Genomic DNA, 22,546 nt, shown 5'->3' with positions numbered 1-22,546 from the left:
CATGGCGAAAATCACAGATGCCCCTATCTCCCCCGTACCGGACGCGCGGGCCGAGTCCACGGCCGACCAATCCCCCGCCGCGCTCGATCCGCTCGATGCGATCCGGCAGGAGGAACAGGACGAAAACGAATCGATCCGCCTGAAGACCGAGCAGGCCGAGCAGGACGCCGAAGAAGCGGAAATGGCCGCGCTGGTCGAGGGCTGGCGCGAGGCGATGCGCGCGGCGGCCGATCTGGTGACGTCGGCGGTGCCGGGCCTGAAGCCGGTATGGTCGGCGGAACGGATGGACAACATCGGCGCGGCGCTCGCGCGGTGCGATGCGAAATACGGGTGGGGCGGGGCCGGCGAGGTATTCAAGTCGCCGCTCGTCGCGCTCGGCATCGCATCGTTCCCGGTCGCAATCGGCACGGTGCAGTACGCGAAGGTCGCGAAGGCGCAGGCTCAGGCCGCCGCGCTCGCTGCACGCCGCGCGCAGGCGCATCTCGAAGGCGCCCCGCTTCCGCCTGGACAACCGTCGGCGCCGAGCGAAACGCCGGCACCGGTCGCGCCGCGCACGACCGGGAGAGTGCCGAATCTGGCGCCGGACATGTCGGCCGCGCTCGATCGCGCGACCTACGCGCAATGAGCGCCGGCATCCACAACAGCGCCGACATCATCGGCGTGGTGGGCGCGTCGAGCATGGGGAAGGGCATCTACGTGAAAGACTACCTGCGCCGCCTGCCGCGCTCGCGGCCGGTGCTGGTCTGGTCCCTGCTCGAAGAAACGGACAAGTACGCCGACGTGATCGGCGGCGTATGCGTGCGGTCCATCACGGAGCTGGTCGACGCGATCAAGGCCGGGCAGAAACGCATCGTGTTCGTGCCGTCCGAAAACGCGAAAGAGCTGAAAGCGCAGTTCGATCGGTTCTGCCGCATCGTCTGGCAGCTGGACGGATGGGCGGTGGTGGTCGAGGAACTGTCCAACGTGACCATGGCGAGCTGGGCGCCGCCGGCATGGAAGAAGATCAGCACGGCCGGCCGCCATCGCGGCCTGACGGTGATCGGCACAAGCCAGCGGCCGGCGCACGTCGACAAGGATTTTTTCGGCAACTGCACCGAGATCCGCTGCTATCGGATGGGCTACACGAGCGACGCCAAGGCCATGGCAGAGGTCATGGTGCTGGAATACCGGCCGCTGCTTGAGCTGGACAAATTCCAGTACGTCCACCGCGTCAAAGAGACGAAAACCAACACCACGGGCGTCATGACGCCCCCCTCGCCGCAAAAAAAGTAGCGAAACGCGGCGCTGTCTGGTCCGGTGAATCGCGGCGAAACGCGGCGATTCGCCGGATTGGACGCCTCCCCGTCCGGTCGGGGATTCTGCGGGCTCATTCACTCGTTTCGAGATACCCGTGTCTGCCGGAACCCCGTCCTACCTGCCTTCGCGCTTCCGCCTGTCGCAAGAAATCATTGCGACGACGGTCGGCGTGCTCGTCGCCGCCTACATCATTTCCAAGGTGCCGGCGATGAAGAAGCTGGTCGACGGGAATTCGATCTGGAGCACGGAACAATCCCTTTTCCCTTCCGGAGCCCAGCAATGAACAAGGCACATCTGCACGCTGCACTCGCTACGCTCGCGACGTTCGCCGTCGTGGCGTTCATCCAGAAAAACGTGATGGCGGTTCCCGTCGTCGGCGCGTACCTGCCCGGCGGCCAGTAAGCCGCATCTGCACTGCGCGCCGAGCGGCGCGAGTCGTCACAACCACGTTTAAGGAAACGCCATGCGCAAGGAACGCCTTGTAAATTTTCAGAACATCGCACCGGGTCAGGTCGCGATTCTGACCATGCCGATCGGCCCGACGTACGAGCGTCTGAAGATCAACCTGCTCGGCGGGCTGGTGATCTCGCAAATCGACCAGATCGTTGGCAAGATCAACGACAAACCGTTCTTCACGGTGTCCGGCGCTGACCTGCTCGCGGAAAACCTCTACGAGGGCCGCACGAACCCGACCACGCTCATCCTGCTCGACTTCCTTCGTGCGAACGCGAAGTCGTCCGCCTCGAAGGTTGGCGCGACCGCGCAGACCAGCGAGCAGATGCTGACCGCCATCAGCTCGGCGCTGATGCAGAAGCTGACGTTCGAGATCACGCTGAACGCTGCAGCGCCGAACGGCTGCAACATGCAGGCATTCGCGCAGCTCAACGACCCGTCGAAAAATCCGATGGTGCTCAAGCAGCTCTATTCGGCCTTCGCGTTCCCGAACGCGCAGGACAACGATATCCCGCTCGCGGTCGGCCGCGCTGGCGCGATCATCAAGAAGCTGTACATCCACCAGTCGAACTATGGCGCGGGTGGCGCCGGCTCGATCAGCTACATGCAGGTGCGCAACTCGGGTGTGATCATCTGGGAAGGCGCGCCGAGCGACGCGGCCAGCGATCAGGGCGACTACGGCAAGGTGTCGCAAAACGGCCTGACGGTGATCGATTTCGACCTGCAGGGCTTCCGCGAGAAGTGGCTCAACACGGCGCTGACGAACAACGTATTCCTGCGCCTGACGACCACGACCGGCCCGTTCAACGGTCGCCTGTACCAATCGATCGTGGATCCGGTCCAACGCGCGTAAGCCGGCGTCCGTCCATCCAACACAACAGGAGGGCGTATGTCGCTTTTCACCATGCCGGACGGGTCGGCCGGCGCCGACCCGTCGACGCTGTCTGACTACAGCTCGGGTGGGGTCGACTCGTCGGCCTACTCGACGCTGTACGGCGTGACGGATTATTCGCCGGGCGCCGGCTACAGCTGGGCGACTAGCACTGACACGACGCCGGTATCGGCATCGTCGCAAACGCTCGGCCAGCTGCAATCGGGCGGCTCCACGATCGACTGGAACCAGATCATTTCCGGCGGCCTCGCTACGCTGGTCGCTGCGGACTCGATCTCGCACGGGCTGTCCGCGAGCGGTCAGGCGTTGCCGACGTACAAGGCACCGAACGGCGGCGTCTATCCGGTCGGGCAGGGGCCGGGCTACGTCAACCAGGGCGGCGGCGGTTTCATGATGCTGCTGCTGATTGGCGTCGTGCTGTTCGCGATCGCGGAGGACAAATGATCCCGGCAACCGGTCTCGCGATTCCGCCGCTCACCTTCGCGGGCGGCGCCGCCGGCCCGTCGAACGCATCGGACTACAACCCGGTGTCGTTCTCGGACGGCGCGTTCATCGTCTCGGGCTCGCCGCAGCTCGGCACCAGCATCGCGGGTGCCGTGGCAGGCGCGACGAACTCGTTTTCGCTCGGCTCGTTTCAAGGGCTGATGCCGTGGCTGCTGATCGGGGGCGTCGCATGGTTCGTGCTGCGTCATCGCAAGTCAGCGTGAGGGAAGTGGGCGCCGACGCTGCGCGCCCGCTGCTCGCGCGCGTCGACGCGTTCATGACCAACGATCGCGAGACGGTTGCGACCATGACCGCAGTCGGTCGGTGCTTCGTCATCAGCCAGGACGATCGCGACGTCGCAGCCTACGTGCTGCAGCGGCAGGGCAGGGAGTGTTACGTGCTGGCTGCGGCCGGCGCGGTCGATTTTGACCTGACGGCGTTCGGGCTGGCCCTGATCGAGGCGCATGCGCATGGGCTCGATAGTGTGGCGTTCCAGACGCGCCGGGCGGGCCTGATTCGCAAGGCGTCGCGGCTCGGCTATCGCATTGCCGGCCGCGTGGCAAACGGCGTCGTGATGCGCAAGGAACTGAAATGATTCGAAACCCACAACAGATCAAGCTGATGGCGCTCGGCCTGCCGTGCGTCCCGGCGAACGGTGGCGGTGAATCGTCGTCCGCGTCGAACACGACGACGACGAACGCCGACCAGCGCAACAACGTCGGTTCAGGCGTCGGTGCTACGGCATCGAGCGGCGGAACCGTCACGCTCAATGTGAGCCAGCTCGACGGCGGCGCCATCGCGGCTGCGTTCGGCCTCGGCCACGACGCGCTCGCCGGCATCGAGCAATTCGGCACGGCTAGCATGAGCGCGAGCTCGCACACGGCCGAGCTCGCAATCAACGGCATGTTGACGGACTCGGCAAACACGCAGAAGGCGTACGCCGACGCGGCGCAGGCAGCGATTCAGGCCGCCAAGGATGCGAGCGCGCAAGTCGCGAGTGCGTACGGCGACGCGAACAGCAGCATTACGGCCGCGTATCAGGACACGAAAACCAGCAACGTGCGCACGCTGATGATCGGCGCGCTGATCGTTGTCGGCCTCGCCGTGTCCATGCCGCTGATCGCGAAGGAGGTCTGATGCAGACCATCAAACAGCTGATCAAGGCGAACAGCACCGGCTACAGCGCGGCCATCGGCGGCCGGGCGTTCTACGTGCAGGGATGCGACACTGGTTCGACCCTGACCGTCACGCTGACCGACGCGAACGGCAACCGAGACACCGTGATCGGCGTCGGCTCGGGCGTAAAGCTCGTGCCGACGAATGGCTACGTCCAGGTCGACATCACGACGACGGCCGATGCGAACGTGCAGTTCATCGTGACCAACGGCGATATCGACGTGCAGCTGACGCAGGTCGGCACGAACGTCACCAACACGAACGCGAACCCGGTCCCGGTCGCGATCGTCAGCGAGCCGGGCGCACCGTTTCAGGTGTCCGCGCCGGTCGGACAGGAAGTCAACGTCAAGGTGCAAGGCACCGTCGCGGTGACGGGCGCGACGCTGACCGCGACGAACGTCGGTATCACGCAGGGCGGCACGATTACGGAGAACGCGCCCGTCGCCGCGCCGGCATTCAACGGCGCAGCGCCGAATCAGGTGTCATTGCTGGCCGCATCGGCCGGCCGTCGCCGCGTCGCGTTCAAGAACGCCGGCACCGGCATCGCGTATATCGGTGGGGCTGGCGTGACGCCGACCAACGCCGTCATTTCCCTGAATCCGGGCGACGTTTGGCACGATAATGACGGCGCACCGGCCGCGTGGTATGGCACCAGCGACGCCGGCACGACGATTAACGTACAGGTGATGGCATGACGGGGATGGTTCGAAAGCTGGTCGCGAGCGCGGTCGCATACACGCCGGCGGGCGCCAACAATGTGGCGCGCACGGAGCAAGATAAGGGCCGCGAGCGGCCGACGCCGGGCGACAAGGGCGCGAAAGGCGACGGCGTAACGAACGACACCGCGGCGTTCACTGCGTTCGAAGCCGAGAACGTCGGACGCGTCGTAGACTTGGCCGGGCTGACCTACGTCGTCAATGCGGTGCCGACCAAAAACGCTTACCAGAACGGCGTATTTCTCGTGTCCGGTGCGCGCCAGCAGGCGGCCAGCTTCCGCAGCTTCAACACGTCGAAAGCCAAGTTCAAGGCGTTCGGCGGCCAGATGCGCGCGCTGCACGAATCGCTGCTCAACCCGCTCGAGCAGCAGACGACGATCATCCAAGCGGGCGACTCGAAAACGTGGGGCGCGGGCCTGACCGAAAACGCCTCGATCATTTCGCTGTCGCGCAACGGCACGCCTGCCGATCCGCGCGACATGTACACGTCGCCGTCGTGGGCGAACGAGTTCAAGCGCTACGTCGGAGAGCGGTATTTCGACAACGCGGCGCCGGTCCTGTCGAACTGGAGCACGTCTCCGAGCGGCCAATCAACCGCGACGTTCACGCGCACGGAAACGCTCTACACGAACCTGCCCCCGTTCTCGGCAGTGACGCTCGTCGGCTCGGCCAGCAGCACGGAGCAAGCTGATAGCGGCACGCTGTTGGGAGAGCGCCACAACATCGCGGTTGCCGATATCAATTCGACGGGAAGTTGGACGTTCCCGTTCACGGGCACGTCGTTCACGATGGTCTACAACTCGGTGCCGGGGCAGTCGGCAAACTACGAGGTGTTCGTGAACGGCACGAGCCAGGGCGTTTTCTCGTCCGATACGGGATCGCTGCAGGCGAACGTCACGCGCACGCACACGTTCGCCTACGTGCGTAACGCGACGATCATGATCAAGGTCGAATACCCGTCCGGCGCTAGCGGCGTCTGCACGCTGCGCATGTCCGCGATCCAGATCCAGAAAACCTGCACGATCGTCAACCAAGGAATCATTGGCGCAACCAGTCTGACGTATCTGCAGCGCATGTTTGGCGCCTATGGACCGTCGATCATGACGCCGGACGTGAACTACGTGATGCTGCAGATGGGCACGAACGACCGGATCGCCGCGAGCGGCAACAACCAGCCGAACTGCACGAACAATTTCAAGCGGAACCTGTTGAACCTGCTCGCGATGTTCACTCCGACGGCTTCGGTGATCCTGATGAACCCGTCGCCGGCCGCGCTCGAATCGCCGCCGACGTATGCGTTCGACTCGCAGTACGTGCGCAACGTCGTGCACCGCGTCGCGCTCGAGCAGTCGCTCGACGTGATCGACAACCATACGATTTTCCGGGGCATGGATACGACGGCCTATCTGAACGATGGCCTGCACGAGAACCTGCTCGGCCACGCGATGATCGCCGGCAACGTGATCAACGCGGTTGAAAGCGCGTAACGATGAGTGCCGCGCCTTTCCTGCTGCTCGCGGCCGGTGCCGCCGTGCTGTTCGCGGCGACGAGCCAAACCGAGCAGGACAACGCGAGCTTTACGCCGGGCGATGTGCTTGGCATGACTTCGGGGGATTTACTCGATATGACGACCAGCTACGGGCCGACCGGTGACCCGAACCAAAACCGGCAAGCGTTCCTCGACATGATTGCCGACAGCGAAATCGGCGCGGCGCTGCTCGCGGTGACGGAAAACGGCTATAACGTGCTGGTCGGCGCAACGGCGGCGAACCCGCTGACGTTCGCTGACTACAGCGCGCACCCGCGCATCCTCAACCGAGCACTGAACAGCACGGCAGCGGGGCGATACCAGATCAACTATCCGACATTCCTCACGTTGTCGCGACAGACGGGCCTGACCGATTTTTCGCCGGCCACGCAAGACGCGATGGCGCTGCAGCTGATCGCGAACAAGGGCGCGTTGGCCGATATCGACGCCGGCAACATTCAATCCGCGATCGCGCGTTGCGCGCCCGTGTGGGCGTCACTGCCGGGCTGGACCTACGGCCAGCACACGAACAGCGTCGACTCTCTCATCGCGTGGTACGAAGCGGCAGGAGGGGCCACGGCATGAAATCGGACCTTATGAACAATGCCGCGCTCGGGCTCGGCGTCGCGGTGGTCGGCTTCGCGCTGGTGCAGTACTTCAAGAAGTCGCACGGCGCGGCGGCCGCACCCGTCGTTGCCGGCGCGAACGGCGCGGCCGGCTGGCAAACGCTGACGTTCCCGCTCGGCACGGCATCGGGCGGCGTCAACATGAATGGCAGCGTCGATCAGGTGTACAGCTCGACCAGCTGGAACCCGGACGCGATTAGCGCGCTGATCGGGCAGGATACGCTCAACGCAATGAACGCGACCGGGCAAGGCACGCTCAATTCGTGGGGATTCCACCTGTGAGCCTGAAAAGCGACGCGCTCGAAGTCGGCTTGACTGTCGCGCTCGTCGGCGCGGCGCTCTGGTACGTCGGCCGCAAGGTCGGCGGGGGCCTGTCGTCGGTCGGTGCCGCGCTATCGAGCGCGGGGCAGGCCGTATCGGACGGCGCGTCATCCGCCTGGACAACCGCAATCTCGCCGGTGCTGCCGACTGACTCGGGCGTGGCGGCCGTCGACGGCGCGGCCGCGATCGGCAACGGCGTCGTGTCGGCGCCGGCCAATGCGGTCGACTCGCTGTCGATGGGGCTGATCGGCGGATCGGGCGGCACCAGTGGAAACGGCGGGATCGGCGGTTGGTTGTGGGGGATCATCAGCGGTTCGGCATTTGCGCCGAGCGGTGCAAACAGCACGCCTGCTGCACAAGGGCCGGCAGGTGACGGAATAGACCTTGGAAATTCGTCGGGGTGGTGAAAGCTATGGGAATTCTTGACGCGATCTTGGGGCCGGCGGGCGGGGTGGTGAGCCTGTTCGACGACATCATCAAGCGGGCGTGGCCGGACCCGGCGCAGCAGGCGCAGGCGCGGTTGCAGCTGCTCGACATGCAGCAGCGCGGCGAGCTCGCGGAGCTGGACGCCGATCTGAAAACGCGCCTCGCGCAGATTCAGGTCGACGACGATGAGGCGAAGTCGGAAAGCCTCTTCAAATCGGGCTGGCGGCCGTTCGTCGGCTGGACGTGCGGCGCTGGCGTCGCGTATATGCTCGTGGTGCGTCCGATCGCGTCGTGGGCGTGTACGGCGTTCTGGCACGTGCCGATCCCGCCTGCGGTCGACACGATGGCCCTGCAATCGATCCTGTTCGCCATGCTCGGCATCGCCGCCGCGCGAACGGTCGAAAAGGTCAAGGGCGCCCAATGACGGCCGCCGCGCTCAAGCTCGACCGATCGATCCCGGTGTGGGGCGTCGTGTGCGCAATCGCGACGCTCGCCGCGACCGGAGCCGGCGTGGTGTGGAACCTGTCCGGCATCGCGCACGACGTGACCGAAGTGAAACAGACCTTGATGGGGTTGCAGACCCATGAAGAAACCCGCGACGCGCGCGTAACGGCGCTGGAAGTGCGTGTTGTGAAGCTCGAAGCCAGTGCCGCATACCGGAGAGACGAATGAGCAAGCACCACAAGCGCACGCCCCCGCGCGACAGCAAGGGGCGCTTCCGCCGCCGCAAGTAAAAAAGCCCCGGGAAACCGGGGCTTTTTGTTTCAGCGCGCGGCCGTCTTGGGGCGCGGCGGTGGGTTGGCCGGGTTGTCGTGGCCGTCGTTCGCGGCGCCCGACATGGCGTCCAGACGACGAGCCTGATCGAACACGATCTTTTCCAGCTGCTTGATGCGGCGCTGATGCGCGTCCAACGCCTGATCCTTCCAGTGCCATGCGTTGATATCGCGCACGGTGTAGCGCTGGCCCGTGGGGCCGACGAGTGCGTCGCCGTTGAAGCGAAAGCCGCGCCAGTCCTCCGACATGCCGGGCAAGCGGCCCTCCGACCAGACGCGCAGCAGCGCGAGCGCGGCCGGCGGGATGCGAACCTTCCCGGTGCGCCAGCGCATGAGCGTCGTACGGTGAACGCCGAGGATCGCCAGCGCGGCCGGCAGCGTGACGGCGCGCACGGCGGCGTCGATGAGGTTGCGGAGTTCGTCAGAGGTGGGTTCCGGAAGGTAGCGGGCCATGTCGATTACTCCCGGAACGTGAGCGAAGCGGCGGCGGAACATGTGGGATTGGGGGCCAGAGTTGTTGTCCAAGAATCATGCCCGCCGCGCATTTCTTTAACCTTTCGTAACGATTGGACACACCCTGATACAACATTAGGGTAATCCCTATTAAAAGTGTAAGTGATTGAAACATAAGACATTGCATCCTCCGAATAGTCTGTTTCTATCCGTTACAAGTTGTAATAGCTGACAACCGCTATTAAACCGTGCAGGATGCACGCGAAACGCACTTCTACCGGGGTCGGGACATGATCAAAAGTTCGCTAATTATGATTATGTCAAATTAGAAATTTACCGAGAAACCTCGGCGAAACCCCGTCCCGACACCGCCCGAATCCCGCCTCACCGGCCACCAGAAACCACCAGTTTCGCCGTCACACCAAACCGCAGCAAGATCACGGGCACACGATCGCCCCGGCGGCCTCCCGTCAACACCGCCAACGGCCAACCGCCCGCAGCAACCGCTCAGGAAACCCACATCCCCTGCATCCTGTGCGAGAAATGCGCGATCTCGGCCGTCTCCATCAGCGACAGGAATTCGTCCTGCATCATGTGGATCAGCGCTTCGTGATCGCCGGCCTCGAAATACACCTCCGGCTGCCGCGCGAGATGGTCCTCGAGGAACGTTTTCATCCCGTACGCCATGCACACCGGCGGCAGCGCGCCCATGTCGCAATCCTTGAACAGTTCGCGCAGTTCGATTTCCTTGGCGAGCACGAGATGACGGCCGGTCTTGACCCAGAGGTCCGACAGCCGCACCGCGTGGGACGTCGGCAGCACGGCGGCGACGTAGCCTTCATCGTCCTCGAGCAGCACGGTTTTGGCGAGCCGATCGCCGGGGATATGCGCGGCGGCGGCCGTCTCCATGCTGGTATGGCTATACGGGTGGTACAAGACTTCGTACCGGGAAGACTTCTGGCGCAGGCAATCCTGCAGGGTGGCTGATACAGGCATGGCACACCTCGTCTGGGCAAATCGGGCGAACGAAGTTCGCTCTGGTTCGTTCAGCATAGGTCGCATTGCGGCCAATGGAAACGCCCTTGCGCGACGCCCGCACGCGCGGCCGATATCGCGCTTCGACCCCTTTTCCAGCCGCGCAAACCACCCTCGCCGGCATGCGAAACCGCGCCAGGAATACGCGCGAATACGCTCGTCGAACCCACCTTTCCTGAAAACGGACGGCCACTGGCCGTTCCGCCGCGATAACGCACCTCAATGTGGAGGCGAATTAACGCTAGACCGTTAGTTGCATTTCAAGGCAGAAGGCTACGATCGAAATGCCTGTCGATAATTGCCACGAATCGGCGGACCCCGCGAATGGACTGCGCGCCGGCAAGCCGCCCAACGCCATCGCAAGCCGCCATCAACCGCGCCGACAAAGCCCGAATCGCGCCCTATACTGAGCCAACCGCCTGTCATTCCGCGGCGGCCCATTCGGGGAGCGACCATGCATTACCAGCTGATCTACGAACTCGTCGACGATTACCTGACCCGGCGCGAACCGTACCGCGCCGAACATCTGGCACTCGCGCGGGCGGCAACCGAACGCGGCGAACTCGTGCTCGCCGGCGCGTTGCAGGATCCGGCCGACCAGGCCGTGCTCGTATTCGAAGGCGATTCGCCGGAAGCCGCCGAATCGTTCGCGCGCGCCGATCCGTACGTGCAGCACGGCCTCGTCACGTCCTGGCGCGTGCGACCGTGGCGCGTCGTGGTGGGCAAGCACGCCCCGAGCTGACGGTGCACGGCAGCGGCTACAGCCACCCCGCCCGCTTGAACCGCCACCACAGCCCGAGATCGGCCAGGAGCATCACCGCGATGCAACCGTAGAAGCCGTACTTGAGATGCAGCTCGGGCATGTTCGCGAAGTTCATCCCGTAGATGCCGGCGATCATCGTCGGGATCGCGAACAGCGCGGCGAACGAGCCGAGCCGCTTGGTCACCTCGTTCTCGGCAAGCGAGATCATCCCGAGATTGACCTGGATCGCGGTCACGACCATCTCGCGGCGCCCTTCGATGGTCTTCACGATCCGCTGCAGGTGGTCGTACACGTCGCGGAAGTAATGCTCCATCCCGCTGCAGACCTGAGGAATGCGCCCGCCGGTGAGTTTCGCGAGCGGCTCGATCAGCGGCGCCGTGTGCTGGTACAGCATCACGAGCCGGCGCTTCAACGAATAGAGATCCTCGATGATCGCGCGCGACGACGCAGCCGAGGCCTTCGTGAAGATGCGATCCTCGAGTTCCTCGAGCTCGGTGCCGAGCGTCTCGAGGATCGGGAAGTAACGATCGACGACCTGGTCCATCAGCGCATAGAACACGAACGCCGACCCTTCCTGCAGCAGATGCGGTTCGCGCTCGCAACGCTTGCGCACCGCGCGGAAGTCCTGCTCGGTATGGTTGCGGATCGACAGCACGTAGTTCGGGCCGACGAACACGTTCAGCTCGCCGACGTTGAATTCGCCGTCATCGTCGAGCTCGACCGTATGCAGCACCGCGAACAGCGAGTCGCCGTACTCCTCGATCTTCGGGCGCTGATGACCCTTGCGGGCATCCTCGAGCGCGAGCTCGTGCAGCGCGAACTCCTCGCCCATCAGGTCGATCTCGTCCGGCGTCGGATCCTTCAGCGCAACCCACACGAAGCACTCGGGCTTCGATACGTAGTCGCTGATGGCGTCGATATCGATGTCGGCCAGCTTGCGGCCGTCCTGGTATGCAGCACAGTTGATCAGCATGGTGTCCGTGATGTTGCCGTTTTCGCACTAGTTTACCGGTTTGACGCGCGGGCGCCCCCGCTTGCGCCGCGCGCCGATATTGGTCATGATCGGACTGCCTACGCCGCATGCACACGCACGGCGCACGGCATCGCTTCGACAGGCTTACGCACGGCGCCGTCGTGCAGCCCAACCGTCAAGGAGACTGGCCCATGTGGTATTTCTCGTGGATCCTCGGCATCGGCGTAGCGCTTGGCTTCGGCATCATCAACGCGATGTGGCTGGAAGCGGAAGTGTTCTCGCGCGGCGACAAGGGCACCGATGCATCGCGCGCGGGCCCGGGGGGCCGGTATTCGTGACCCACCTGGTGTTCTTCTGCGGGCATGCAGGCACCGGCAAGACCACGCTCGCGAAGCGGCTGATCGGGCCGCTGATGCGCACGACCGGCGAGGCCTTCTGCCTGCTCGACAAGGACACGCTCTACGGCCGCTACAGCTCGGCCGCAATGGGCGCCCTCACCGCCGATCCGAACGATCGCGACAGCCCGCTCTACCTGAAGCATCTGCGCGATCCCGAATATCAAGGCCTGCTCGACACCGCGCGCGAAAATCTCGCGCTCGGGATCGGCGTGCTCGTGGTCGGCCCGCTGTCGCGCGAAGTGCGCGACCGGCGCATTCTCGATCGCGCATGGCTCGGCATCGGGCCGGAGGTTGCGCTCACGGTCGTCTGGGTCCATACGGCCGAAGACGTCGCGCACCAGCGGATCATCGCGCGCGGCAATCCGAACGACGCGTACAAGCTCGCGCACTGGGACGAATACCGGCAACGCCGCTTCGTGCCGACCGGCCACGAATGCGACGGCATCGTGATGTTCGACAACACCGCGCCGTCCGATGCCGACGTCGATGCGCTGCTGTATCGCATCGTCCCGCCGGCACGGCAGGCAACGCTCGTCCCGCCGCTGCCCGCCTGAGCGGCGCGCACCGCCCCGCTCTGCTTCGCTGCAATTTCGATACGCAAAAAACAACGCCGGAAACGCTGTTGCGCTCCCGGCGTCGCACTGCCCTCGTGCCGTAGACCGATCGTCAGGCGACTTCGTGCACGCGCTCCATCGTGCCGCCTTCGTACAGCTTGCCGAAGCGGTTCGACAGGAACGCCTTCAGCGAGACCTTTTCCTGCGGGATGAAACCGCTCTGCGGCAGCTTCTTTTCGCGGAACAGATCCAGCACCGCGCACATCGCGCCGGCCGTCGTGATCTGGATCGCGCTCATGTGCATCCCGCACACGTCCTTCGCGAAAATCTTGCGCGTGAACACGTCCTGCACGAGCTGGCCGTCCTTCACACCCGTGACCGTGACGAACACGAGCACGACGTCCTGCTTCGTCGACGGCACCGCGCGGCGCATGATCGACTTCAGCGTGTCGCGGTCGCTCGACAGACGCAGGTCCTCGAGCAGGAACTGCACGAGTTCGCGGTGGCCCGGATAGCGCACCGACTTGTAGTCGAGCGTCTCGACCTTGCCCGACAGCGTCTCGCACAGCGTGCCCAGACCGCCCGACGTGTTGAACGCTTCGTATTCGGTGCCGTCGAGCGAGAAGTGCTCGAGGCCTTCGAGCGGCTGCACCCACTGCTTGCGGCCGTCGCGGATCGCTTCGCACGGCTGGCAGTATTCATTGATCAGGCCGTCGACGCTCCACGTCAGGTTGTACTTCAGCGCGTTGGTCGGATACTCGGGCAGCGCACCGACGCGCATCTTCACGTCGCGCACTTCGCTGAAGCCGTTCACGAGCTCGTGTGCGGCGATGCCGATGAAGCCCGGCGCGAGGCCGCATTGCGGCATGAACGCGCGGTCCGAGCCGTCGGCCAGTTCGCGGATCGCGTGGGTCGCACGCACGTCTTCGGTCAGGTCGAAGTAATGGACGCCGGCCGCCTTGGCCGCTGCGGCGACGTTCACCGCGAGGTAGTACGGCAGCGCGTTGACGAGCGCATCGAAGCCCTTCACGGCTTCACGGATCGCATTGGCATCGGCCGAATCGACACGCTGCGTCGCGATGCCTTCACGCGACAGCTTGGCGAGCGCATCGGCATCGCGGTCGAATGCAACGACTTCGTAGTCGCCCGTTTCACGCAGCATGTGAGCAATGGTGTGGCCGATCAGACCTGCGCCGACGATGGCGATTTTCATGCGCTTATCTCCTGATGATGGATTTGGTGTTGGTGTACGGCGTCGAGCCATGAACACAGTTTAGGGACGCTCAAAATCAGTTCCAAGACGAAGAATGATGCGAAACGACCGATACATTCGACGAATTGACGACACTTTTCGTCACAACGACCAAATCATCTAAAAATCCCCGTCAACGACGTGCCGCAAACGGGCCGTTGGCGGGCTCGTCCGGACGGGCAGCAAGGAGCGAACAAAGCGGGAAAAATCGTCACGCGCGCGGCCCAGGCAGAGGCGCTCGGCACAACGACGCGACAAGGCGCGAGGCGACGCTCCGCTCACCGGCTGACGCCGGTGGCGAGCATCAAAGGAAGGGAACGAAGGAAAACAGGCGCAACGAGTGAAGTCGCGCCGCGGCGTCACCCATGACGCCGCCTGCGACGCATCACCCGCCGATCGTGCCGCGATCGATCTTGCGCGACAGGATGATCGACGTCGTCGTGCGCTCGACGCCTTCGAGCGTGCCGATCTGGTCGAGCAGGTCGTTGAGCCGTTCCGGCGAATCGGCACGCAGCCACGCGACGTAGTCGTATTCGCCGCTCACCGCGCACAGCAACTGCACTTCGGGCATCCGGTCGAGCTTGCGCAGCACGTCCTTGCCGAACTTCGGCGTGAGGATGATGCCGACGTACGCATAAATGCTCGCATCGAGCACGTCCTGTCCGAGCCGCACGCTGTACCCGGCGATCACGTTCGTGCGCTCGAGCCGCGCGATGCGCGCGACGACCGTGGTGCGTGCGACGTCGAGCTGTCGCGCGAGATCGGCGACGCTTGCGCGCGCATCCGCTTGCAGCAACGCGACGAGTTGTCGGTCGAGGTCGTCGAGTTGGTCGAGGCGAGGTGGACGCATGAGGCTGGGCCGGCGTGCAGCGCGCCGGCAAAATGGAACGTGACGCGATGATAGCGCCGAACGCCGGTGCGCCCAACCGGGATCAGGCGCCGTCACGGGTCCGCGCTCGCGCACCATCCGCACCATCCGCACTACCCGCGCCACCTTCGCCGCATGCCTGCGCTGCCCGACGAATCGATCGACAACCAGCGACCATTGACCATTACCCGCCCGCTACGTCCCTTTCAATTTCGATTCGTATCGGATGTAAGCAAGTGTCGCTTTCGCTGCTGCGCTGCACACGACGTGCTACTAATAACAAGCGACGCGAGATGCGCGCTCGCGGCACCGGCCGCCGCACCCGCTCGCACGACACCACCCCGGAGAGCCAACCATGAAGAAAATCTCGCTCACCCTCGCGATGCTCGCCGTCACGGCCGCCGCATTCGCGCAAACCCAGCCGCAGACGCCCGCTCCGGCGACGGCGTCGGCACCGGCACCGGCCGCGTCGGCACCGAGCGCCGAACAGCGCGCCGCACGCCATGAAGCGCGCATCGAGCAGCGCATCAAGTACCTGCACGATCAGCTGAAGATTACGTCGGCGCAGGAGCCGAAATGGAAGACGTTCGCGGAGACGATGCGCGAGAACGGCGACACGATGGGCCGCCTCTATCGCTCGCGGATGGAAAGCCACAACGTGTCCGCGGTCGACGACATGAAGCAGTACGCGGAACTCGCGCAGGCAAACGCGGACGGCGCGAAGAAACTCGCCGACGCATTCGCCCCGCTCTACGACAGCTTCCCGGCCGACCAGAAGGCACTCGCCGACACGACGTTCCGCAGCTGGCTGCATCACGGCGGCGACCACCGCGGCACGGGCAAGGCCAAAAAGGACGGCAAGGCAGCCGCCGCGCCGGCCGCCAGCGCGCCCGCCCAGCCCTGACGTTCGCCTCGCCGGCGCCGGCGCTGCCCGCACGGGCAGAACGGCGTCGCGCCTCCCGCGGGCATTCGGCGCGTCACACGGCGCGCCGAATTCGGGATAAGCTCCCGGCTTTTCCAGCCATTCCTCGCCCTTCCCCGCCATGCTCGAACTCAAGCACATCGATCTGCGTACCGACCCGCAGGCCCGTCGCGTCGTCAAGGACGAAACCGTCACGGTCGCATTCGCGGATGCCGACGGCGAACTGATGAGCCTCGAAGGCCCGAACCGCTATGTCGCGGGCGACGCGCTGATCACTGGCTCGACCGGCGACCGCTGGGTCGTGTCGCGCGCGCGCTTCGACCCGAAGTACCTGCCCGCCGATCCGGCGCTCGCGCACGGCATGCCGGGCGCATATCGGAATCGGCCTGCCGTCGTGCTCGCCCGCCGGATGGACGAAGCGTTCACGATCGCGCGTTCGGAAAACGGCGACACGCTGCGCGGCGGCGCCGGCGACTGGGTCATGCAATATGCGCCCGGCGACTACGGCGTCGTGCAGGCGCAGCGTTTCGCGCAGGTCTATCGCGACGCGTAACGCATTCCGCACACGCGTAACGCGTCACGCGCGACGCCGGCATCGCGCCGGCGCACGCGTTCACGTCAACGTTCAGGCAAAGTCTTCGTCGAGGTCGAGTTCCGCGGTGCGCTCGACGGCCTCCCCGGCCGCGTGCCGCTCTTCGAGCGAACCGAGCATCGCTTCCGTGTACGCATGCAGCACCGCATGACTGCGGGCGCGCTGCATCGGCTTGAGCGCCAGATAGCGCGCCAGCGCGGCCGGCACGATCCGGATGTCGAGCGTCATGCGCTTCGGCGTCGAGCCGAACCGCATCGCCAGCCACTGCACGGACAGGAACCGCCCGCGTTCGTCGCTGGTTTCGGCAAAACGCGTCTGCTCCGGAAAGAGATCGCAGATCACGCGCGCGAGCGCATCGAACTCGGCGCTCTGGCATTCGATCAGATAGTCGTCCATTCCGTCTCTCCCGTCAGGCCGCCGCGCGCTGCGACCTGCCACCCTTGACCAGCACGACGACCAGGATCGCGGCCAGCACGAAATACACAGCCTCGAGCGCGCCGGCCGGCAGCACGCGCACCTGATACAGCAGCGCCGGCGCGACCGCCAGCGCATGCAGCACGATCGCGAGCGGCAGCACGCCCGCGCGGCCGGCACGCACGCCGCGCCAGACCAGCACCGACAGCGCCAGCTGCACCACGAACGCCGAGCAGCGCTCGAGCAGCAACAGCAGGATCGACTGGGCCGACAGCGTTGCCAGCATCACGTGCAGCCGCACGACGGTATCGCCGGGCAGGTCCGCGAGCTGCGTCTCGAGCTGCCCGCGGCTCGCGAGCCACGCGAGATACGACCACTGGCCCCACACGAGCACGCCGACGAACCACGCTTCGGCACCGGCATGACCGATCCCGTAGCCGATGCCGCGCCCGTCGCCGGACGACGGGCCGTAGCGGCGGTTCAGGAACCGCATCCCGAGATAGCGGCCGAGTTCCTCGAACACGGCGGTCGCGAGCGCGCTGTACGCGACGAACGCGAGCGGCTGCGTGAGCCAGCCGCCGGCAGGCGTCTGGCTCAGCACGAGGCCATGAAAGGCGCGTTCGACGATCATCGCGAACAGCGTGAAGACGGCGACGCCGACTATCGTGTCGCGGCGGTCGAGCGCAAGCGGCTTGCGCAGGATACGGAACAGAACGAACGGCAGCAGCGCGATGATCAGCGTGGCGGCGATCAGCACCGCCAGCGTGACGGGGGCGACAGTCATGTATTTCCTTGATCGGGGCAGCGCACCTGGCGCGCTGCGTGCCCCGCATGATACTCAGCTTGCGGTCGACGCGCGCGCAATCAGCTCGCCCGGCAGCATCGCGACGCGCACGGCGCCGGCCGCGCCGTCGATGCGCTCGTGCACGAATTCGACGGCCTTGTAGCCGATCTCGTAGGTCGGCTGGCGGATCGTCGTGATGCCGATCAGCTCGGCCCACTCCGGATCGTCGATCGACAGCAGCGCGGCCCGTTCCTGCCAGGCGGCGCCGAACCGCGCGCGCAGGTGGCGCGCGATCGCGAGCGCGACCGGCGCGTTCGCGGCGAACAGCGCCGCACGCACGCCGCGCCGCGCCGCGTCGTCGACGCGCGCATCGAGTTCGGCGAGCGCCGCGGCCGCCGCGGCCGGCTCGTTCAGGTCGAGCACGACCGTTGACGGCACCGGCAGCCCGCGCGCGCCGAGCGCCGCGCGGAACGCGGCCTCGCGCAGGCGCCGCGAGCTGACGCGTTCGAACGGCTGCACGACGAAATGGATCGCATCGAAGCCGCGCGCGATCAGGTGCGCGAGCGCCGTCTCGATCGCATCGGTGTTGTCGAGCCCGATCAGGTCGGCCTCGAAACCCTCGACCGTGCGGTCGACGAGCACGGCCGGGATGTCGCCGCCGCGCAGCGGGCGCAGCACGTCTTCCTCGGCGCCGAGTGCGTTGACGATCAGCCCTTCGACGCGGTAGGTCGTGAGCAACTGCAGGAAACGCCGCTCCATCTCGACTTCATTGGCCGCGTGACAGATGAGCGGCATGTAGCCGAGCGCGTGGCACGCGGCCTCGACGCCCTGCAGCACTTCGACGGTATACGGATTGGTCAGGTCGGCCGCGAGCATGCCGAGCAGCCGGTTGCGGCCGCGCTTCAGCCCGCGCGCCATCTGGTTCGGCCGGTAGTTGAGGCGCGCGATCGCCGTCTCGATCCGCTGGCGCAGATCGGCGGACAGCACGTGCGTCTCGCCGTTCAGATAGCGCGAAACGCTGGTCTTGCCCGTGCCGGCTTCGCGTGCGACGTCGCTGATCGTCGCCGGACGCTGCGTGGAAGGTTGCGAATCGCTCAAGTCGTGCCTCGCGTCGTACGATCCGCGCCGCTTCGTGCGCGGACGGACCTTTGTTGTTGGTACGAAAGCCACCCGGCGGACGCCGCCGACCCTGTGCTTCACGATCGGCCGAAACCGGCGCGTTCGCGCCCGCCCCGGCCGCCGGTCACACCCAGCGATCGGCCGCACCGGACCTGGCACGGATGCCCGCCGCCGCACGCCGCCGGCCGCATGGCCGGGTCGTCGAGGCGACGAGCGGGCGATCATAACGCAGCCTGCCCTCCCGCACCAAGACCATCGACTCTAACGGCGCCCGCGGTGGCGGCGGCTGGCCGTCGCCGCTCAGACGCGCGCGAGTGCGTCGGGATTGACGAGATTCGTGCGCAGCGTGCCGGCCAGCGCGCCGACCAGGTTCTCCGCGGCGCAGCGCGCCATCGCATGGCGCGTCTCGTGCGTCGCCGAGCCGATATGCGGCAGCGCGACAACGTTGCTCATCTGCAGCAGCGGCGAATCCGCCGACAACGGCTCCTTCTCGAATACGTCGAGCCCCGCGCCGCGGATCGTGCCGGCCCGAAGCGCGTCGATCAGCGCGGCCTCGTCGACCACCGGCCCGCGCGATGCATTGATCAGGATCGCGCCGCGCTTCATCTTCGCGAACTCGGCCGCGCCGATCAGGTGCTGCGTTTGCGGCGACAGCGGCACCTGCACGCACACGAAATCCGACTGCGCGAGCAGTTCGTCGAGCGACACGCGGCGCGCGCCGTATTGCGCCTCCGCTTCCGCGTGCGCGGAACGGTTCGTGTACAGCACCTGCATCCGGAAGCCGAGCGCCGCGCGGCGCGCGACCGCGCCGCCGATCCGCCCGAGCCCGACGATGCCGAGCGTCTTGCCCTGCACGTCGGTGCCGTACAGGTCCGGGCCGATGCTGCGGTGCCAGCGGCCGGCCTTCACCCACTCCGCCAGTTCGACCAACCGGCGCGCGGACGCGAGGATCAGCGAGAACACCGTGTCGGCGGTCGATTCGGTCAGCACGTCGGGCGTATGCGCGAGCACGATGCCGCGCCGCGTCAGATCCGCGACGTCGAAGTTGTCGTAGCCGACCGAGATCGTCGACCATGCCTTCAGCCGCGGCGCGCGATCGAGCATCTGCGGCGTGACCTTCAGGCTCGCGCCGATCGCGCCGTCGGCATCGACGAGCGCGTCGGCGAGCGCATCGGCGCCATCGGCCTGCACGAGCTCCGCATGCTCGCGCAGGTACGCGAGAACGTCATCGGGCAGCGGCTTGTACGCGACGATACGAGGCTTCATCGTTTCATTTTCCTTGCAGCGGCGCGGCGAGCGGATGCGCATCGCGCGCCTGGGGTTTGACGGACAGCGTGAGGATCACCGCGGCGACGAGCGCGGCGCTCATGAACGCATACGACGCGAGGGGCGAGCCGGTCGCCCCGTTCAGGTAGCCGACGAAATACGAGCCGACGAACGAACCGAGCGCGCCCATGCTGTTGATCAGCGCCATCGCACCGCCGGCGACGTTCTTCGGCAGCAGCTCCGGCACGATCGCGAAGAACGGCCCGTACGGCGCGTACATCGCGGCGCCCGCGACGACCAGCAGCGCATACGAGATCCAGAAGTGCGACGAGCCGAGCGCATACGACGCGGCGAACGCAGCCGCGCCGACCAGCAGGAACGGCCACACGAAGCCGCGGCGCGAGCCGGCCTTGTCGGACGCCCACGACGCGACCAGCATCGCGATCGTCGCCGCGAGGTACGGCAGCGCCGACAGCCAGCCGGTCGCGACCATCCCGAGCGCGGAACCGTTCTTGACGATCGACGGCAGCCACAGCACGAAGCCGTACACGCCGATGCTCCAACAGAAGTACTGCGCGCACAGCTTGATCACGGCCGGCGAACGGAATGCCTCGGCGTAGTTGCGCACCGGTTTGATCGCCGCCTGTTCGGCCGCGAGCGCGGCGTCGAGATCGCGCTTTTCCTGCGCGTCGAGCCACGGCGAATCGGCCGGCTTGTCCTGCACGAGGAACCACCAGCACACGGCCCAGATGATGGCCGGCACGCCTTCCGCGATGAACATGTGGCGCCAGCCGAATTCGTGCACGAGATAGCCCGACACGATCGACATCCACAGCACGGTGACCGGGTTGCCGAGGATCAGGAACGTGTTCGCGCGCGAGCGCTCGCTCTTCGTGAACCAGTTGCTGATGTAGATCAGCATCGCCGGCATCACGGCCGCCTCGACCACGCCGAGCACGAAGCGGATCGCCATCAGCGACGGGATGTTGGTGACCACGCCGGTGAGCGCGGCGCACGCGCCCCACAGCACGAGGCTCGCGAACACGAGCTTCTTGACGCTGCGGCGCTCCGCATAGATCGCGCCCGGAATCTGGAAGAAGAAGTAGCCGAGGAAGAACAGCGCGCCGATCAGCGACGACAGGCCCTTGCTGATGCCGAGGTCCTGGTTGATGCCGGCCGCTGCCGCGAACCCGTAGTTCGCGCGGTCGAGGTAAGCGAGGCTGTAGGTGATGAAGACGATCGGCATGATCGTCCACCAGCGTCGGGCTGCGAGATTGGCTGCCATCAGAGTGTCTCCTTGGGTGATCGAAGCGGGCGCATCAAACGCCCGGCCCCGCTCCCGTCCTTTCGGGAATCGACCGGCGTCGGCGCAACGGCGCCGGATCCGGCCTCATGCAAAACCGTGCACGAAGCACGAAATGGGTCCGCGGATTGTGCCGTGTCCGGCCTCTCATTGCGCGGTGACGGTTTCCTCTAAGCGATCGGCGCGATTGCTGACGTTTTCGAGCCGATCGAGCGCCGCACGGGTCGGCAGGCCTTCCGAATCGCCGATCACCTGGATCGCGAGCGCCCCGATCCGGTTGCCCCGCGCGACAGCCTGCTCGATCGACCTGCCTTCCAGCAGCGCGCTGACCACACCGACCGCGAAGCCGTCGCCGGCGCCGACCGTGTCGACCACGTTCGCGACACGCTCGCCGGCCACCGTGCCTTCATGGCCGTCGGCCGTGCGGAAATACGCGCCGTCGGCGCCCAGCTTGATCACCACGCCGCGCGCACCTTGCGCGAGATAAAAGCCAGCGATGTCGGCCGGCGTGTCGTGCCCGGTGAGTTGCCGCCCTTCGGCGAGGCCCGGCAGCACCCAGTCGGCGAGCGTCGCGAGCGCGTTCAGCGTCTTCGCCATCGCGTCGGCGGACGGCCACAGCGTCGGGCGCAGGTTCGGATCGAACGAGATCGTCTTGCCGGCCGCGCGCATCTCGCGCGCCAGCTTGAACGCAAGTTCGCACGACGTCGCGGAGATCGCGGGCGCGACGCCCGTCAGATGCAGGTGGCGCGCGCCGAGCACGTAGCCGGACATGTAGTCGTCGCACGACAGGTGGCTCGCGGCCGAGCCCTTGCGGAAATATTCGACCGTCGGGTCGCTGCCGTCGTCGTTGCGCGACTTCAGCTGGAACCCGGTCGGATAGCGCGGATCGACGGTCACGCACGATGCGTCGATCCCCTCGCGCGCCAGCGTGTCGAGCACGTAGCGGCCGAACGAATCGCGGCCGACCCGGCTCATCCAGCCGACCCGGAAGCCGAGCCGCGACAGGCCGATCGCGACGTTCAGGTCCGCACCCGCGATCCGTTTCGTGAATTGCGCGGCGTGCGCGAGATGGCCGGGCTCGGCGGCGACGAACATCGCCATCGCTTCGCCGTAGGTCACCACATCGAGTGCTGCTTTCATGAATGAACTCCTCCGTATCC

The 22,546-nt window shown here is 66.0% G+C and carries 32 protein-coding genes; 21 read left to right on the top strand and 11 right to left on the bottom strand.

All coding sequences use genetic code 11. The annotated features are described in order from the left end of the window. Position 1: 1 nt before the first annotated feature. From C7H84_RS30230 to C7H84_RS30160, 16 genes are all read left to right on the top strand, one after another. Positions 2 to 625 carry a hypothetical protein gene (locus tag C7H84_RS30230; RefSeq protein ID WP_121862236.1) on the top strand — a complete coding sequence of 208 codons (624 nt, stop codon included), beginning with the start codon at positions 2 to 4 and terminating at the stop codon, positions 623 to 625. Then, a complete protein-coding gene (locus tag C7H84_RS30225) occupies positions 622 to 1,272 on the top strand; it encodes a hypothetical protein (RefSeq protein WP_121862235.1) in 651 nt (216 codons plus the stop codon). The genes C7H84_RS30230 and C7H84_RS30225 overlap by 4 nt, the downstream gene beginning before the upstream one ends. Before the next feature lie 118 nt (positions 1,273 to 1,390). Next, entirely contained in the window at positions 1,391 to 1,579 is a 189-nt protein-coding gene (locus C7H84_RS30220) for a hypothetical protein (protein WP_121862234.1), read from the top strand. Further along, positions 1,576 to 1,698 (top strand): hypothetical protein, encoded by a 123-nt coding sequence (locus C7H84_RS37610; protein ID WP_276208419.1) that lies wholly within the window; start codon positions 1,576 to 1,578, stop codon positions 1,696 to 1,698. Before C7H84_RS30220 ends, C7H84_RS37610 begins: the two co-directional genes overlap by 4 nt. A gap of 61 nt (positions 1,699 to 1,759) precedes the next feature. Then, positions 1,760 to 2,602 (top strand): major capsid protein P2, encoded by an 843-nt coding sequence (locus C7H84_RS30215; RefSeq protein WP_121862233.1) that lies wholly within the window; start codon positions 1,760 to 1,762, stop codon positions 2,600 to 2,602. Between the two features lie 36 nt (positions 2,603 to 2,638). Next, positions 2,639 to 3,085, top strand: coding sequence for a hypothetical protein (locus C7H84_RS30210; protein WP_121862232.1), 447 nt, complete (start codon positions 2,639 to 2,641; stop codon positions 3,083 to 3,085). Beyond that, on the top strand, positions 3,082 to 3,348 hold the full coding sequence (locus tag C7H84_RS30205) for a hypothetical protein (RefSeq protein WP_121862231.1): 267 nt from the start codon (positions 3,082 to 3,084) through the stop codon (positions 3,346 to 3,348). The genes C7H84_RS30210 and C7H84_RS30205 overlap by 4 nt, the downstream gene beginning before the upstream one ends. 5 nt (positions 3,349 to 3,353) lie before the next feature. After that, complete coding sequence (locus C7H84_RS30200) at positions 3,354 to 3,719, top strand: hypothetical protein (RefSeq protein ID WP_121862230.1); 366 nt, start codon at positions 3,354 to 3,356, stop codon at positions 3,717 to 3,719. Further along, positions 3,716 to 4,261, top strand: a complete 546-nt coding sequence (locus C7H84_RS30195; protein ID WP_121862229.1) for a hypothetical protein — start codon at positions 3,716 to 3,718, stop codon at positions 4,259 to 4,261. The genes C7H84_RS30200 and C7H84_RS30195 overlap by 4 nt, the downstream gene beginning before the upstream one ends. Next, on the top strand, positions 4,261 to 4,995 hold the full coding sequence (locus tag C7H84_RS30190; RefSeq protein WP_121862228.1) for a hypothetical protein: 735 nt from the start codon (positions 4,261 to 4,263) through the stop codon (positions 4,993 to 4,995). The genes C7H84_RS30195 and C7H84_RS30190 overlap by 1 nt, the downstream gene beginning before the upstream one ends. Before the next feature lie 5 nt (positions 4,996 to 5,000). Then, positions 5,001 to 6,503: a GDSL-type esterase/lipase family protein gene (locus C7H84_RS30185; protein ID WP_162999413.1), complete on the top strand. Its 1,503-nt coding sequence runs from the start codon at positions 5,001 to 5,003 to the stop codon at positions 6,501 to 6,503. Positions 6,504 to 6,547: 44 nt separating this feature from the next. Next, complete coding sequence (locus C7H84_RS30180; RefSeq protein WP_346428401.1) at positions 6,548 to 7,129, top strand: glycoside hydrolase family 104 protein; 582 nt, start codon at positions 6,548 to 6,550, stop codon at positions 7,127 to 7,129. Continuing rightward, positions 7,126 to 7,452, top strand: coding sequence for a hypothetical protein (locus C7H84_RS30175; RefSeq protein ID WP_162999412.1), 327 nt, complete (start codon positions 7,126 to 7,128; stop codon positions 7,450 to 7,452). Before C7H84_RS30180 ends, C7H84_RS30175 begins: the two co-directional genes overlap by 4 nt. Next, a complete protein-coding gene (locus C7H84_RS30170) occupies positions 7,449 to 7,898 on the top strand; it encodes a hypothetical protein (protein ID WP_121862225.1) in 450 nt (149 codons plus the stop codon). The genes C7H84_RS30175 and C7H84_RS30170 overlap by 4 nt, the downstream gene beginning before the upstream one ends. 47 nt (positions 7,899 to 7,945) lie before the next feature. Then, positions 7,946 to 8,341 carry a 3TM-type holin gene (locus C7H84_RS30165; RefSeq protein WP_162999411.1) on the top strand — a complete coding sequence of 132 codons (396 nt, stop codon included), beginning with the start codon at positions 7,946 to 7,948 and terminating at the stop codon, positions 8,339 to 8,341. Continuing rightward, entirely contained in the window at positions 8,338 to 8,589 is a 252-nt protein-coding gene (locus tag C7H84_RS30160) for a hypothetical protein (protein ID WP_121862223.1), read from the top strand. The genes C7H84_RS30165 and C7H84_RS30160 overlap by 4 nt, the downstream gene beginning before the upstream one ends. Before the next feature lie 92 nt (positions 8,590 to 8,681). Here C7H84_RS30160 and C7H84_RS30155 read toward each other — a convergent pair whose 3' ends face one another. Both C7H84_RS30155 and C7H84_RS30150 read right to left on the bottom strand, forming a co-directional pair. Further along, positions 8,682 to 9,143 carry a DUF3653 domain-containing protein gene (locus C7H84_RS30155; RefSeq protein ID WP_162999410.1) on the bottom strand — a complete coding sequence of 154 codons (462 nt, stop codon included), beginning with the start codon at positions 9,141 to 9,143 and terminating at the stop codon, positions 8,682 to 8,684. 507 nt (positions 9,144 to 9,650) lie between these two features. Further along, positions 9,651 to 10,139, bottom strand: a complete 489-nt coding sequence (locus C7H84_RS30150; protein WP_121862221.1) for a YbaK/EbsC family protein — start codon at positions 10,137 to 10,139, stop codon at positions 9,651 to 9,653. Between the two features lie 493 nt (positions 10,140 to 10,632). On the opposite strand from C7H84_RS30150, the gene C7H84_RS30145 reads away from it, so the two are divergent. After that, positions 10,633 to 10,920 carry a YciI-like protein gene (locus C7H84_RS30145; RefSeq protein ID WP_121862220.1) on the top strand — a complete coding sequence of 96 codons (288 nt, stop codon included), beginning with the start codon at positions 10,633 to 10,635 and terminating at the stop codon, positions 10,918 to 10,920. Between the two features lie 16 nt (positions 10,921 to 10,936). Here C7H84_RS30145 and corA read toward each other — a convergent pair whose 3' ends face one another. Continuing rightward, positions 10,937 to 11,914 (bottom strand): magnesium/cobalt transporter CorA, encoded by a 978-nt coding sequence (gene corA, locus C7H84_RS30140; RefSeq protein WP_121862219.1) that lies wholly within the window; start codon positions 11,912 to 11,914, stop codon positions 10,937 to 10,939. 191 nt (positions 11,915 to 12,105) lie between these two features. On the opposite strand from corA, the gene cydX reads away from it, so the two are divergent. Together cydX and C7H84_RS30130 are read left to right on the top strand one after the other, a co-directional pair. Continuing rightward, positions 12,106 to 12,252 (top strand): cytochrome bd-I oxidase subunit CydX, encoded by a 147-nt coding sequence (gene cydX / locus C7H84_RS30135; protein WP_121862218.1) that lies wholly within the window; start codon positions 12,106 to 12,108, stop codon positions 12,250 to 12,252. Next, positions 12,249 to 12,866 carry an ATP-binding protein gene (locus C7H84_RS30130; RefSeq protein ID WP_121862217.1) on the top strand — a complete coding sequence of 206 codons (618 nt, stop codon included), beginning with the start codon at positions 12,249 to 12,251 and terminating at the stop codon, positions 12,864 to 12,866. The genes cydX and C7H84_RS30130 overlap by 4 nt, the downstream gene beginning before the upstream one ends. 112 nt (positions 12,867 to 12,978) lie before the next feature. On the opposite strand, the gene C7H84_RS30125 is transcribed toward C7H84_RS30130, so the two are convergent. Next, positions 12,979 to 14,079: a saccharopine dehydrogenase C-terminal domain-containing protein gene (locus tag C7H84_RS30125; protein ID WP_006755042.1), complete on the bottom strand. Its 1,101-nt coding sequence runs from the start codon at positions 14,077 to 14,079 to the stop codon at positions 12,979 to 12,981. Between the two features lie 424 nt (positions 14,080 to 14,503). Then, positions 14,504 to 14,968 carry an Lrp/AsnC family transcriptional regulator gene (locus tag C7H84_RS30120; protein ID WP_006481526.1) on the bottom strand — a complete coding sequence of 155 codons (465 nt, stop codon included), beginning with the start codon at positions 14,966 to 14,968 and terminating at the stop codon, positions 14,504 to 14,506. A gap of 373 nt (positions 14,969 to 15,341) precedes the next feature. Here C7H84_RS30120 and C7H84_RS30115 point away from each other — a divergent pair, with 373 nt between their 5' ends. Both C7H84_RS30115 and C7H84_RS30110 read left to right on the top strand, forming a co-directional pair. Then, positions 15,342 to 15,890, top strand: coding sequence for a Spy/CpxP family protein refolding chaperone (locus tag C7H84_RS30115; protein WP_121862216.1), 549 nt, complete (start codon positions 15,342 to 15,344; stop codon positions 15,888 to 15,890). A 139-nt stretch (positions 15,891 to 16,029) separates the two neighbouring features. Next, positions 16,030 to 16,461 carry a PGDYG domain-containing protein gene (locus C7H84_RS30110; protein WP_121862215.1) on the top strand — a complete coding sequence of 144 codons (432 nt, stop codon included), beginning with the start codon at positions 16,030 to 16,032 and terminating at the stop codon, positions 16,459 to 16,461. A gap of 72 nt (positions 16,462 to 16,533) precedes the next feature. Here the strand turns inward: C7H84_RS30110 and C7H84_RS30105 are convergent, their stop codons facing one another. From C7H84_RS30105 to C7H84_RS30080, 6 genes are all read right to left on the bottom strand, one after another. Continuing rightward, positions 16,534 to 16,896, bottom strand: a complete 363-nt coding sequence (locus C7H84_RS30105; RefSeq protein ID WP_121862214.1) for a DUF3022 domain-containing protein — start codon at positions 16,894 to 16,896, stop codon at positions 16,534 to 16,536. 13 nt (positions 16,897 to 16,909) lie between these two features. Then, entirely contained in the window at positions 16,910 to 17,698 is a 789-nt protein-coding gene (locus C7H84_RS30100; protein WP_121862213.1) for a YhfC family intramembrane metalloprotease, read from the bottom strand. A 54-nt stretch (positions 17,699 to 17,752) separates the two neighbouring features. Next, the gene (locus C7H84_RS30095; RefSeq protein ID WP_121862212.1) at positions 17,753 to 18,796 is read right to left on the bottom strand and encodes a LacI family DNA-binding transcriptional regulator; all 1,044 of its coding nucleotides are present in this window, start codon (positions 18,794 to 18,796) and stop codon (positions 17,753 to 17,755) included. Between the two features lie 321 nt (positions 18,797 to 19,117). Beyond that, positions 19,118 to 20,083 (bottom strand): D-glycerate dehydrogenase, encoded by a 966-nt coding sequence (locus C7H84_RS30090; RefSeq protein WP_121862405.1) that lies wholly within the window; start codon positions 20,081 to 20,083, stop codon positions 19,118 to 19,120. Between the two features lie 4 nt (positions 20,084 to 20,087). Continuing rightward, entirely contained in the window at positions 20,088 to 21,368 is a 1,281-nt protein-coding gene (locus tag C7H84_RS30085; protein WP_121862211.1) for an MFS transporter, read from the bottom strand. A 165-nt stretch (positions 21,369 to 21,533) separates the two neighbouring features. Beyond that, positions 21,534 to 22,526, bottom strand: a complete 993-nt coding sequence (locus C7H84_RS30080; RefSeq protein WP_121862210.1) for a sugar kinase — start codon at positions 22,524 to 22,526, stop codon at positions 21,534 to 21,536. Positions 22,527 to 22,546: the final 20 nt, after the last annotated feature.

It is taken from the genome of Burkholderia sp. Nafp2/4-1b (assembly GCF_003635165.1).
Taxonomy (GTDB): Bacteria; Pseudomonadota; Gammaproteobacteria; order Burkholderiales; family Burkholderiaceae; genus Burkholderia.
The sequence above is the reverse complement of the archived record's forward strand: the minus strand, read 5'-3'. Positions and strand labels throughout refer to the sequence as shown.

Excerpts from the sequence above, each read along its gene's own strand:
- C7H84_RS30230 (WP_121862236.1), top strand. The coding sequence starts at position 2 with ATGGCGAAAATCACAGATGCCCCTATCTCCCCCGTACCGGACGCGCGG.
- C7H84_RS30225 (WP_121862235.1), top strand. The coding sequence starts at position 622 with ATGAGCGCCGGCATCCACAACAGCGCCGACATCATCGGCGTGGTGGGC.
- C7H84_RS37610 (WP_276208419.1), top strand. The coding sequence starts at position 1,576 with ATGAACAAGGCACATCTGCACGCTGCACTCGCTACGCTCGCGACGTTC.
- C7H84_RS30215 (WP_121862233.1), top strand. The coding sequence starts at position 1,760 with ATGCGCAAGGAACGCCTTGTAAATTTTCAGAACATCGCACCGGGTCAG.
- C7H84_RS30210 (WP_121862232.1), top strand. The coding sequence starts at position 2,639 with ATGTCGCTTTTCACCATGCCGGACGGGTCGGCCGGCGCCGACCCGTCG.
- C7H84_RS30205 (WP_121862231.1), top strand. The coding sequence starts at position 3,082 with ATGATCCCGGCAACCGGTCTCGCGATTCCGCCGCTCACCTTCGCGGGC.
- C7H84_RS30195 (WP_121862229.1), top strand. The coding sequence starts at position 3,716 with ATGATTCGAAACCCACAACAGATCAAGCTGATGGCGCTCGGCCTGCCG.
- C7H84_RS30190 (WP_121862228.1), top strand. The coding sequence starts at position 4,261 with ATGCAGACCATCAAACAGCTGATCAAGGCGAACAGCACCGGCTACAGC.
- C7H84_RS30185 (WP_162999413.1), top strand. The coding sequence starts at position 5,001 with ATGGTTCGAAAGCTGGTCGCGAGCGCGGTCGCATACACGCCGGCGGGC.
- C7H84_RS30175 (WP_162999412.1), top strand. The coding sequence starts at position 7,126 with ATGAAATCGGACCTTATGAACAATGCCGCGCTCGGGCTCGGCGTCGCG.
- C7H84_RS30160 (WP_121862223.1), top strand. The coding sequence starts at position 8,338 with ATGACGGCCGCCGCGCTCAAGCTCGACCGATCGATCCCGGTGTGGGGC.
- C7H84_RS30155 (WP_162999410.1), bottom strand. The coding sequence starts at position 9,143 with ATGGCCCGCTACCTTCCGGAACCCACCTCTGACGAACTCCGCAACCTC.
- C7H84_RS30150 (WP_121862221.1), bottom strand. The coding sequence starts at position 10,139 with ATGCCTGTATCAGCCACCCTGCAGGATTGCCTGCGCCAGAAGTCTTCC.
- C7H84_RS30145 (WP_121862220.1), top strand. The coding sequence starts at position 10,633 with ATGCATTACCAGCTGATCTACGAACTCGTCGACGATTACCTGACCCGG.
- corA (WP_121862219.1), bottom strand. The coding sequence starts at position 11,914 with ATGCTGATCAACTGTGCTGCATACCAGGACGGCCGCAAGCTGGCCGAC.
- cydX (WP_121862218.1), top strand. The coding sequence starts at position 12,106 with ATGTGGTATTTCTCGTGGATCCTCGGCATCGGCGTAGCGCTTGGCTTC.
- C7H84_RS30125 (WP_006755042.1), bottom strand. The coding sequence starts at position 14,079 with ATGAAAATCGCCATCGTCGGCGCAGGTCTGATCGGCCACACCATTGCT.
- C7H84_RS30120 (WP_006481526.1), bottom strand. The coding sequence starts at position 14,968 with ATGCGTCCACCTCGCCTCGACCAACTCGACGACCTCGACCGACAACTC.
- C7H84_RS30115 (WP_121862216.1), top strand. The coding sequence starts at position 15,342 with ATGAAGAAAATCTCGCTCACCCTCGCGATGCTCGCCGTCACGGCCGCC.
- C7H84_RS30110 (WP_121862215.1), top strand. The coding sequence starts at position 16,030 with ATGCTCGAACTCAAGCACATCGATCTGCGTACCGACCCGCAGGCCCGT.
- C7H84_RS30105 (WP_121862214.1), bottom strand. The coding sequence starts at position 16,896 with ATGGACGACTATCTGATCGAATGCCAGAGCGCCGAGTTCGATGCGCTC.
- C7H84_RS30100 (WP_121862213.1), bottom strand. The coding sequence starts at position 17,698 with ATGACTGTCGCCCCCGTCACGCTGGCGGTGCTGATCGCCGCCACGCTG.
- C7H84_RS30090 (WP_121862405.1), bottom strand. The coding sequence starts at position 20,083 with ATGAAGCCTCGTATCGTCGCGTACAAGCCGCTGCCCGATGACGTTCTC.
- C7H84_RS30085 (WP_121862211.1), bottom strand. The coding sequence starts at position 21,368 with ATGGCAGCCAATCTCGCAGCCCGACGCTGGTGGACGATCATGCCGATC.
- C7H84_RS30080 (WP_121862210.1), bottom strand. The coding sequence starts at position 22,526 with ATGAAAGCAGCACTCGATGTGGTGACCTACGGCGAAGCGATGGCGATG.